Origin of the sequence: Ideonella azotifigens, assembly GCF_006519715.1 — a bacterium.
GTDB classification, from domain to species: Bacteria; Pseudomonadota; Gammaproteobacteria; order Burkholderiales; family Burkholderiaceae_C; genus Ideonella; species Ideonella azotifigens.
On sequence record NZ_VIDT01000127.1, the window covers coordinates 1 to 11,084 of the forward strand.

Annotated in this window: 6 protein-coding genes; 2 read left to right on the top strand and 4 right to left on the bottom strand. The window is 66.9% G+C overall.

Annotation, left to right across the window (positions count from 1 at the left end; all coding sequences use genetic code 11):
• A partial coding sequence (locus FKP22_RS10595) for a substrate binding domain-containing protein (protein WP_211361368.1) occupies window positions 1-517 on the top strand: 517 nt, incomplete at its 5' end.
• Here FKP22_RS10595 and FKP22_RS10600 read toward each other — a convergent pair.
• Window positions 507-1,271, bottom strand: a complete 765-nt coding sequence (locus tag FKP22_RS10600; protein WP_141287462.1) for a peptidoglycan-binding domain-containing protein — start codon at window positions 1,269-1,271, stop codon at window positions 507-509. The two genes, FKP22_RS10595 and FKP22_RS10600, sit on opposite strands and share 11 nt — an antisense overlap.
• A 353-nt stretch (window positions 1,272-1,624) precedes the next feature.
• Here FKP22_RS10600 and malE point away from each other — a divergent pair, with 353 nt between their 5' ends.
• Window positions 1,625-2,830, top strand: a complete 1,206-nt coding sequence (gene malE, locus FKP22_RS10605) for a maltose/maltodextrin ABC transporter substrate-binding protein MalE (protein WP_141287463.1) — start codon at window positions 1,625-1,627, stop codon at window positions 2,828-2,830.
• A gap of 112 nt (window positions 2,831-2,942) precedes the next feature.
• Here malE and FKP22_RS10610 read toward each other — a convergent pair whose 3' ends face one another.
• From FKP22_RS10610 to dgoD, 3 genes are all read right to left on the bottom strand, one after another.
• Entirely contained in the window at window positions 2,943-6,794 is a 3,852-nt protein-coding gene (locus FKP22_RS10610; protein WP_170200841.1) for a response regulator, read from the bottom strand.
• Between the two features lie 175 nt (window positions 6,795-6,969).
• On the bottom strand, window positions 6,970-9,615 hold the full coding sequence (locus FKP22_RS10615) for a TonB-dependent receptor (RefSeq protein WP_310733316.1): 2,646 nt from the start codon (window positions 9,613-9,615) through the stop codon (window positions 6,970-6,972).
• Between the two features lie 102 nt (window positions 9,616-9,717).
• A complete protein-coding gene (gene dgoD / locus FKP22_RS10620; protein ID WP_141287466.1) occupies window positions 9,718-10,866 on the bottom strand; it encodes a galactonate dehydratase in 1,149 nt (382 codons plus the stop codon).
• Window positions 10,867-11,084 lie beyond the last annotated feature (218 nt).

Genomic DNA, 11,084 nt, shown 5'->3' on the forward strand with positions numbered 1-11,084 from the left:
CGACGAAGTGGACCTGGCGCTGCGCTACGGCGCCTTGCCGGACTCGCGCCTGGTCGCTCGGCGCCTGGCCGTGGGGCGCATCGTGCTGTGTGCCTCGCCGGCCTACCTGGCGCGCCATCCGGCGCCGCAGAACCCGCAGGACCTGCTGCGCCACAACTGCCTGATCTTCGACCGCGGCGGCAAGCCCTACAGGCGCTGGCGCTTCGGCCAGCAGGGCCAGTGGACGGAGGTGACGGTGCATGGCGACCGCAGCGTGGACGACGCTTCGCTGGCGCGCGACTGGGCGCTGGCCGGCGCCGGCATCATGCTGCGCTCCGAGCTGGACCTGCTGCGCCACCTGGCGTCCGGCGAATTGGTTCCGCTGATGATCGACTGGGAAACCGAGCCGTATCCGCTGCACGCGCTGCTGCCCAGCGGCCGCTTCGTGCCGCGGCGGGTGCGGGCGCTGGTGGACTTCCTTGCCAAGCGCTTTGAGGCGCTGGACGCCGCTGGCGCTGCCGGGCTGGCTACACCTTGATCGGCATCGGCCTGTCCAGCGAGTCGGCGTCCTTGCAGAAGTAGCTGTCGGCCAGGTAGACCGCGTCGTACTGGCGCACGTCGTAGTGCACCCAGGTCGGTGCGATGGAAGAAGGCTCCAGCGCCTTGCGGTTGGCAGCTGTCCAGCCGATCTGGGCGTTCGAAAGCTCCACCAGCTTGCCGCGCACGGCATCGCACTTGACCGCGTCGTCGCGCTTGCTCTCGCCGGCCTTGAGCGCAATGTCCAGGTCCACCGCTTTGCCGTGGTGGTTGGTGCTGGTGCGTTTGTGCTGCTGGTTGTCCACGCTGCAGCGGTAGCCCGAGCTGAACGAGAACTGGTGCTCAGGCATGTAGAAATACGCCGCCCGCACGGCCCACAGCAGCATGCGGTGGATGCCGGGGTATTCGTACAGGTTGTTGATCTCCTGGCCCTGGCCGCCCGGCAGGTACTGGCCACGGAACAGCCCGCGGCCAAAGCCGCTGCAGGTGCCGCAGGGGCACTTCAGCTGCTTGAAGTCGATCGGGCAGCGTTGCGCGAACTGGTCGATGGCGATGAAGGTCGCCTTGTCCACCACCCGCGTCGGGCTGGCCATCTTCATCACGTCTCGCTGGAACTGCTGCACCTGCAGCTCGGTGCCCGAGCCGAAGTCGCCGTCCGGCAGCGTGCCGCGGAATCCCGCCAGCCGCAACTGCAGCTCGGCCACGTCCGGGCCCTTCATGTCTTTTTGCAGAACGCGTTCACCGTAAGCGGGCATGTGCATCTCCTTGGCAATCGTTGGCATGAACCACAGGGGAAGGGACGGCCGCAGTGTGCGGCCGGCAGGGCGGGCCGCACGTCCCCACCTTGGGGGAACAAAGCCTGGCCCGTCATCCTCTTGAACGATTGTTAAGCGTTTAATTTGGACAAGCTTAGAAAGCCGATGCGCGGCGATTTGCCTGTCTGGATCAGATGCGGGATAGCCCTATTGGCACTGCGCAGGCAGCGGCTCAAAAATCCGCGCACAAGATTAAGCGTTTAACTTAAATATTTCTACCTCAAAGGCGGTGCTGCTGTGGCATGCCGCCCCGCTTGGTCTGAATGCCACCCTTGGAGACAAAGGAGTTCCCGATGACCGGATCGCTGACCCGCCGCGCTGCGGCCCACACCTTGCTGGCTGCGGCCGCGCTCACCGCCATGCTCGGCGCCAGCGTCGCGCACGCGGCCGATGGGAGCCTGCTGATCTGGATCAACGGCGACAAGGGCTACGAAGGCATTGCCAAGATCGCCGAAAAGTTCAGCGCCGATACCGGCATCGCCGTCAAGGTCGAGCACCCGGAAGACGCCATCGCCAAGTTCGAGCAGGCCGCCGCGGCCGGCAAGGGCCCGGACATCTGGATCTGGCCGCATGACCGCGTTGGCAGCTGGATCTCTGCCGGCCTGATCGCGCCCGTCACGCCAAGCAAGAAGACGGTGGACGCCATCGACCCGCTGGCCTGGAAGGCCTGGCGCATCGGCGGCAAGACCTGGGGCTACCCGCTGTCCATCGAGGCCCTGGCGCTGATCTACAACAAGGCCCTGGTGCCCACGCCGCCCACCACCTGGGACGAGGTGGTCGGCCTGGACAAGAAGCTCTCGGCCCAGGGCAAGCGCGCCATCATGTGGCCGATGACGGAGATCTACTACTCCTACGGCCTGATGTCCGCCGGCGGTGGCTATGCCTTCAAGCGCAACGCCGACGGCACCTATGACGCCAAGGACACAGGTGTCAACAACCCCGGCGCGGTGCGCGGCATCGAGACGCTGATGTCGCTGATCAAGGCCGGCGTGATGCCCAAGACCGCCAGCTATGCCGAGGCCGAAGCGGGCGTCAACGAGGGTCGCGTGGCCATGACGATCAACGGCCCCTGGGCCTGGAACAACCTGAAGAAAAGCAAGATCAACTTCGGTGTCGCCCCGTTCCCGAAGATCGACGGCAAGCAGGGTGGCCCGTTTGTCGGCGTGCTGGGCGCGATGATCGCCACCAACAGCAAGCAGAAGGAAGCGGCCAACGAGTTCCTGGAGAACTACCTGCTCTCAATGGACGGCCTGAAGGCGATGAACGCCCACGTGCCGCTGGGCGTGCCAGCCAACAAGGCCTACTACGCCGAGCTGAAGTCCGACCCGCTGATCGCCGGCACCTTTGCCGCCGCCCAGTCCGGCACGCCGATGCCCAACAACACCGAGATGACCCGCTTCTGGACCGCGATGGCCGCCGCGCTGCAGAACATCACCCAGGGCCGCGAAACCGTGAAGGACGGCCTGGACCGCGCCGCCAAGCGCATCCAGGGGGAGTGATCCCCGCGGCCCCGTGCTGGCGCAACCGCTGAGCCCCAGGCGACAGTGGCTGGCATCCGGGTGGGCGAGGGCGGCCAGTGCACCGTGGGCCTGCGCGTGATGCGCCGGCCGCTCAGTCGAGCGAACGCAAGGCGGCCACCAGCGGCTCAAGGCCATCGGCTGCGGCGGCCGCCCGATCAGCGATTTCGGGCTCACGGCCGCCCTTTATGCACGCCTGCTCCAGTGCCTCGGCAGCACGCTGGAGGGCGTGCGCGCCGATCTGCCCGGCCCCGCTCTTCAGGTCGTGGGCCAGGCGCATTGCGCCATCCGCGTTGCCGCCGGCCCGGGCCGCGTGAAACTTCTGGCGGAAGTCCTGTTGCTGATCGCGGAACAGGCGCAGCAGGCGGCGGTACAGCACAGCGTCGCCCATCACGGCGTCAAGCCCGGCGCTCGCATCCAGGCCGGGCACCTGATCGGGCAGCTCGGTCGCGAGCCGCGACGCTGCCGCCACGGCGATCGGCCCGGCGCCACCCGGTTGGATCCAGCGCGCGATCGTTGCGAACATTTCGTTGACCTTGATCGGCTTGGCAATGTGGTCGTTCATGCCCGCAGCCAGCACCTTCTCCCGGTCGCCAACCATGGCGTTGGCCGTCATCGCAATCACCGGCAGGTCCTTCAGCCGCGGGTCGCGGCGCAACTCGCGCGTCGCCGTGTAGCCGTCCATCACCGGCATCTGGCAGTCCATCAGCACGCCATCGAACGGTTCACGCTGCAGTCGCTCGAGCGCTTGTGCGCCGTCACCGGCAACGCTGACGACGATGCCGGCACGGCCCAGCAACTCGACCGCGACTTCGCGATTGATCAGGTTGTCCTCAACCAGCAGAATGCGCGCGCCCTTCAGACCGGCGCGGTGCGCCGAACTGACGCGCTCACGCAGGCGCGCTCGGCTGGTCGGGTCCAACATCAGGCCGAGCGCGGCGCAGCAGGCTTCGTACAGTGTCGACGGCGTGACTGGCTTGGTGAGCAGAGCGCCCACCTTCAGCGAAACCTCGTCCAGACGTCTTTCGATCTCGTCGCGGCCGAACCCCGTCAGCATCATGACGGCCGGTGCAGGGTGGCGCAGTGCGCGATCACGAATGCGGCGCACGCACTCGACACCATCCATGCCGGGCATCTTCCAGTCGACCAGCAGCAGCTGATAGGGCACGATGCTCGCATCGGCCTGCGCCATTGCCGCCAGGGCCTCCTCGCCGCTGCTGGCCGCTTCGGCATGCATGCCGAGCGCGCCGGCCATCTTGCACAAGAGTTCGCGTGCGGCTGCGTTGTCGTCGACCACGAGCACACGCGCCTGCAATGAGTCGACGGGCGTGGGTGGGTCCAACGCGGCGTCCGCTGGCAAGCCGAAGCGGGCGCTGAAATGGAAACGGCTGCCCTGCCCCGGTGTGCTCACCACCCCGATCCGGCCGCCCATCAGCTGCACCAGCTGCTGGCTGATCGCCAGCCCCAGTCCTGTGCCGCCGTAGCGGCGGCTGGTTGACGCATCGCCCTGCACGAAGGGCTGGAACAACCGGGCGCAGTCCGCGGCATCGATGCCGACTCCGGTGTCACGCACTTCGAAGCTGAGCACCACCGACGCGGCATCGCGTTCAAGCAGCTGCACGCCGATCGACACTTCGCCACGTTCGGTGAACTTGACGGCGTTGTTGCCCAGGTTCAGCAGGACCTGGCCCAAACGCGAAGGGTCGCCCAACAGCAAGGGAGGCAGTCCCGGCGGCAGCACGAGCAGCAGCTCCAGACCCTTTGCCTCGGCCTTCAGCCCCACCAGATTGCTGGTGTCGTCCAGCACCTCGGCGACGCTGAACGGGATGTGTTCGACATCGAGCTTGCCGGCCTCGATCTTGGAGAAGTCGAGGATGTCGTTGATGATGCCGAGCAAGGCCTCGGCCGAGCGATGAACCTTGGTGATGTAGCCGCGCTGCCGGGCGTCGAGATCGCTGCCGAGCGCCAGGTGTGACATGCCGATGATCGCGTTCATCGGCGTGCGGATTTCGTGGCTCATGTTGGCGAGGAACTCGCTCTTGGCCCGGTTGGCGGCCTTGGCCATTTGTTGCGACTGTTCGAGGTCGGCGGTGCGGGACCGCACGCGTTCCTCCAGACTTTGGTTGAGCAAGCGGATCTCTTCGTTGACCCGTTTGCGCGCCGTCACGTCGGAGAACACCGCGACGCCGCCGCGCGCCGCGCCTTCGGCATCGACCAGCGGACGCGCCGTCACGATCAGCCAGCGCCCTTCGGGGCAACTGGCATTGCGCAGGTACAACTCGACTGCGTCGCAGGACTGGCCGCGAACCGCACGCGCGAGCGGCAGGTCCACGACCGGGTAGGGAGTTACCTCGTCGGGCAGGTAGATGCCGAGCATCCGCGACCAGTCACGCGCGTCGACAACCTTGTCGACGGGGCCGAGGATCTGCTCGCCCGCCGGATTCATCAGGATCAGATTGCCCTGCTCGTCGGACACGGCGACGCCATCGCCAATGCTGTTGAGGATCAGCCGCAGGATGCCGGCCTGGTGCTGAATCTCGTCCTGCGATTGCGTGAGGCGGGTGTTGATCACTTCGAGCTGGCGCTGCGAGCGCCGCAGGAACACGACGAACACGATGGCCCCGGTCAGCGTGATGATGCTGCCGCCCAGCACCGTCCACAACCAGCGCTGCTGTAGCGCCCGTTGCGCCAGCTCAGCCGTCTGCTGCTCGTTGCGGCGTTCGAGTTCGGCAATCTGCCGCCGCCGGCTCTCGGATTCGTAGCGCTGCGCCAGCTCAACCATGTGGCTGCTGGCCTTCTCGCGCGCGGCCTTGTCGGTCATGTTGGAGGCTTCGAGCAGCAGCTCATAGCCTTGCCGGGCATTGCCGGCAGCCGCGACCACTGCGGCCAGCCGCCGCGCGCTTTCGCTGCGGTAGAGCGGGAAGCCGATTTGCTGTGCCAGTCGATAGGCCTCATCGGCGGCGGCGCGAGCCTCGGCCCTGCGGCCTTGCGCTTCGAAGTTGCTGCTCCGCGCGTTCAACACGAACCACTGGCCAATGAGGTTCGGGTGTTCGAGATAGCGCGCGAGCACCTCGTCGAGCAATTGCCCGGTCTCGGCAAGACGACCCTGCTTGCGCAGCAACTCTGCCAGCCCGAATTGTGCAAAGCTGATGCTGAACGGCATGCCGATCGCGCGGTACAGCTTGATCGCTTCGCGACAGAGCCGTTCGCCGGCCGCCATATCGCCGAGCCCGGCCACCACGCCGCCCAAGTTGGAGAGCGCATCGGCCTCGAGCATCCTGGAGCCGGCCCGTTGCGCCTGCACTCGCATTTGTTCGAAATGCTCGCGCGCCTCTGCAAGGCGACCGCTTTGGTTGAACGAGATGCCCAGACCCTGGTGTGCGTAGGCCAGCACACGCGGCTGGCTCGTGCGCTGGGCGATCTCCATCGCCTGCATCGTCATCGTGACCGACTCGTTGACCTGGCCGATACGGCGGTACGACATTGCCATGCGCAGCATCGCCTCGCCGAGCAGGTCGGGCCGGTCGACCCCATCGAGCACGGCCAGGCCTTGCGTCGTGGCAGCCACGGCGGCGTCGATGCGGGCCTGGTTGATCGCGCTCAGCGCGATGTTGAGTTCGGCCTCGGCCTGTCCGACACGATCGTCCGATGCCTTGGCGAGCGCCAGCGCCGCGCTGGCATGCCCGGCCCCGGCTTCGGTCTGCGCGAGATAGACCTCGGCGCGCGCCACCAGGTTCAGCGCCCGGGCCCGGTCCACCGGCGAGGCGTCCACGGGCAGCGCCGCCAACAATTGCTGTGCCTGGTGAAGGGCACGTGGCGCGTCGTTTTCGACCAGCTCGCGGGCCTGGGTGGCCTCGAGATTCCAGGCGGCGTTGGGCGGGATTGACGATGCGACGGCATGGTTCATGCCGATCAACAAGGCGTTCAAGACGATCACGCTGGACATCCGCCATGCTGCGAGTCGTCGACCAGGTGTCTGCATACCGCCCACTGCCACTCCCGATCAATCCATTGACACTTCTTCGAGACGACGGCCGCCGCCGATGCGGCCAGGTTGCCATTGTCGCGCCAGCAGGCGGCTGCCTGTCCTGCTTTAGAAGCGCATTTGCAGCTGGGCGGTCTCAGAAGCGGAGCGTCGCGCCGAGGCCGATCTGAATGTCGTTGATCCAGGCGCTCTGCGGTCGTGTCGCGACCGTGTAGTACGAAGTCCGGCGCGTGTTCAGCAGGTTGTTGCCTTCGAGCGCAAGCGTGAGTTGTGTGCTGACCTTCCAGCGCAGCGACGCATCCAGCCAGCCGTAGCCGCGCGTGTAGACAGGCTGCGAGCCCAGGTTGACGATGTTGGTGATCCCGCTCAAGAACCGGCTTCGCCAGTTGTAGGCGAGGCGGGCCGACACCTGGCCGAATTCGTACAGACCGATCAGGTTGCAGCTGTTCTTCGAAAAGTTCTGCAGCGGCAGCCCGGTGCCCCGCATTTCGCTGTCCACGTAGGTGTAGTTGGCCTGCAGTCCCAGCCCGCGCCAGGCGCCCGGCAGCCAGTCGAAAAACTGCTGGTAGCCGATCTCCAGGCCGCGCACGTCGGCCATCGGCCCGTTCTGCGGCCGGCTCACCTGGTAGGTCACGCCGTCATGGGTCTCGGGATCGCTTACCGTCGTGACGAAGCCATCGACCTTCTTCACGAACCCGGTCAGATGGGCCAAGGTGGTGGCACTGAAGTAGGTCTCCAGCGCCAGGTCGAGGTTGCGCGAGCGCACCGGCGCCAGCCCGGGGTTGCCGGCGGCGCCCTGGTTGAGGGTCGGGTCGACCGAGTTGCGGACCAAGGTCACCGACGGCGACAGCTGGTCGAAGTTCGGCCGCGTCAGGGTCTTGGATGCGGCGGCGCGCAGCTGCCATCCGGGCGCCAGCCGGTAGCGCAGATTCACGCTGGGCAGCAGGTCGACGTAGCTGCTGGCGATCGTGATCGGCGCGGTGCTGCCGGTGGCGGGCAGCGCCTGATTGCCGTCGACAGACTCGCTGGTGCGCACGATGCGCAGGCCTGCGTTGCCGTCCAGCGGCCAGGCCGAGGCCTTGAACACCGTTGCCGCATAGGCCGCCTGGGTGTCCTCGCGAATCGTCCACAGGCCCAGCGGGTTGCCGCCGGCGGGGATCGGCGTGGTGATGCCGAAGGCACTGCGGTAGGTCACCGCATCGCGGGCCGCGTCGAGGTTGCCGACGATGTAGTGCGCCAGGCTGTTCGAAGATCCCGTGCCGAGAAAATCGCCATAGGGATTGGGAACTGCAAAACCGGCCTGGTCCGCGGCCGACACCCCGGACACGGGCGCATCGGCGAAGACCAGCCCGGGGCTGTCGGTTGCGCCGCGCCGCGCGAAGCGCAACCCGGCCTCCAGCGTCCGCAAAAAGCTGCCTTGCAGCACTTGTTCGAGATCGATCGTCCCGGCTGCAAGGTGGCCCTCGAACGGGCGAGTGCGGTAGGCGATCGAGCTGACCTGGAAGTTGTGCGGATCGAGCAGATCGGTTCCGCCGACCCGGGTGAACGGTACCGGCGTCGACACGTCCTGCGTGAAGCTCGCGGCCGTTCCCGCGAGCGTCGGACCCGAAAAGAACAGGTGGTTGAAGCTCCGCGCGTGACTGAGGTCGAGCTTGAGGGTCGTGGCTTCATCGCGCCAACTGCCGCCAAGCGCGGCACTGCGGGTGCGGTCGGTGGTGTCGCGCGCGAAGCTGAGGATGGAGATCGGTGCGTTGGTCCAGGTGATGCGCCGCACGTCGCTGGTGCCCGGGAACAGTTGCACACTGTCTGCCTGAAACGTTGGTGCGGCCGACGCGTTGATCTGGTACGAGTCCTGCCGCGTGGCCAGCCGAGCGCTGATGGCCTCGGCATAGAGTTCGAGCTGCTCGTTCGGCCGCCACTGCAGCACGCCCGCAATGCCGGTGCGCCGACGCAGGCCGACACTCGTGGCTTCCGACGTGCTGCTGGCCACGTTGACGATCTGGCCCGCCACGATGTCGCTGCGCGCGATGGGATTGCCGGTGCTTTTCTGATCTTCGCGCCATGCACGGTCCTGGCGCGAAACGTTCACGAGCAGGCCGAACTCGCCGGCGCCGGCCGTCTGCCAGCGGTCGGACGCCAGCACCGAAAACTGGTTCGCCCCGGCCTGTGCGAGCTGCGAGTCCACACGCCGCAGCGAGATGGCCGCCTCGCGCCCGGCGAAGTCGAAGGGCCGGCGGGTGCGCATGTCCACGAGGCCGCCAATGCCGCCTTCGATCTGGGACGCCGACGAAGTCTTGTACACGCGAAGGCTGGCCAGCATCTCGGCGGGAATGTCGGCAAATTCGAGGTTTCGCCCGGTCCCTGCACTGAAGACCTCCCGGCCGTTCAGCGTCGTCTGCATCTGCGTGAGGCCGCGGATGGCGGTGGCGGTGCCGTCGCCCCGGTCACGTGCGACCTGGACGCCGGTGACGCGCTGCAGCGCATCGGTCACGCTGAAGTCCGGCAGTTTCAGGATGTCGTCGGCGAGCACCGCATCGACGACCTCCAGTGAATTGCGTTTCAGCTGCTGGGCCGACATCAGACTGGCGCGGGTTCCGGTGACGACGACCTGAGCCAGCTGCTCCGTTGTGCCAGCCGTGGCCGGCGAGGGCTCCGGATCGACCGGTTGGCCACAGGCCCACAGCGGTGACGCCGCCGCAAGCAGCCCGGCAAGTGTCCGGCGCGAAGCCTGCGCCGGGTGGGGGCTGGAGCCAGGAGCAAGCGTCGTCACACTCATTCTCATGGTGTCAATACTTCACGCTTTACCGCATCGATTTCCGTCGCCTATTGTGTACCCCATTTCTCGGATGGCGGCGCGAAGCCTCAGGTCATGCCGATCACCGGCTCACCACTCCGCCACGCTCCCGTCCTTGTGGCGCCAGATCGGGTTGTGCCAATCGGGCGCGTTCTTGGCGGCGCGGATCACGCGTTCTTCGTCCACTTCCACGCCCAGGCCGGGCTTGGGCAGCGCATGGATGTAGCCGTTGGCTATGCGGAAGTCTTCCTTGTTGATGACGTAGTCCAGCAGCTCGGCACCTTTGTTGTAGTGGATGCCCATGCTTTGTTCCTGCAGCACGGCGTTGTGCGAGACGAAGTCGACCTGCAGGCAGGCGGCGAGTGCCACCGGGCCGAGCGGGCAGTGCGGTGCAAAGGCCACGTCGTAGGCCTCGGCCATCGAGGCGATCTTGTGGCATTCGGTGATGCCGCCGGCGTGCGACAGGTCCGGCTGCACGATGGCGATGCCGCCGGCTTCGAGCACGCGCTTGAACTCGAAGCGCGAGTACATGCGCTCGCCGGCGGCCAGCGGGATGCTGGTGGACGCGGCCAAGCGCGCGTAGTGCTCGGCCTGTTCGGCCAGCACCGGCTCTTCGACGAACAGCGGACGGAACGGCTCCAGCGCCTTCAGCAGCGGCTTGGCCATGGGCGCGGAGACGCGGCCGTGGAAGTCGATGCCGAAGCTGACCTGGGTGCCCAGCGCGTCGTGCACGCCGGCGATCTTGGCCACGGCGGTGTCGATGGCGCGCGGCGTGTCCAGCAGGCCGAATTCCTCGGTACCGTTGAGCTTGAAGGTGTCGAAGCCGCCTTCCATCAGGCGCTGCATGTCGGCCACGATGTCGGCCGGCCGGTCGCCGCCGACCCAGCTGTAGACCTTCATCTTGTCGCGCACCAGGCCGCCCAGCAACTGGTAGACCGGTACGCCCAGGGCCTTGCCCTTGATGTCCCACAGGGCCTGGTCAATGCCGGCGATGGCGCTCATCAGGATCGCGCCACCGCGGTAGAAATGGCCGCGGTACATGGTCTGCCACAGGTCGTTGATGCGCATTGGGTCCTGGCCGATCAGGGTCTCGGCGAATTCCTGCACGGCGGCTTCGACGGTGCGGGCCCGGCCTTCAAGCACGGGCTCGCCCCAGCCGGTGATGCCTTCATCGGTCTCGACCTTGAGGAACATCCAGCGCGGGGCAACGCGGTAGGTGGTGAGGCGGGTGATCTTCATCTCAACTTCTCTTCGGGGGATCTTCGGGGAGTGGTGGCCTGGCGGGCAGAACATCGCACAAGTGGATGGCGCCGGGGTGGCCAATACCGGCAATGTGCCACGGCCAGGCGGCCCGGGTCGACAAAGGGCTCAGTCCAGCCACCAGGCAGCCACGCCGCCGGCTTCCAGTACCGGGCCGCCGAGCACGAAGCGTGCGTCGGCCGGCGCGGGCAGCTGCA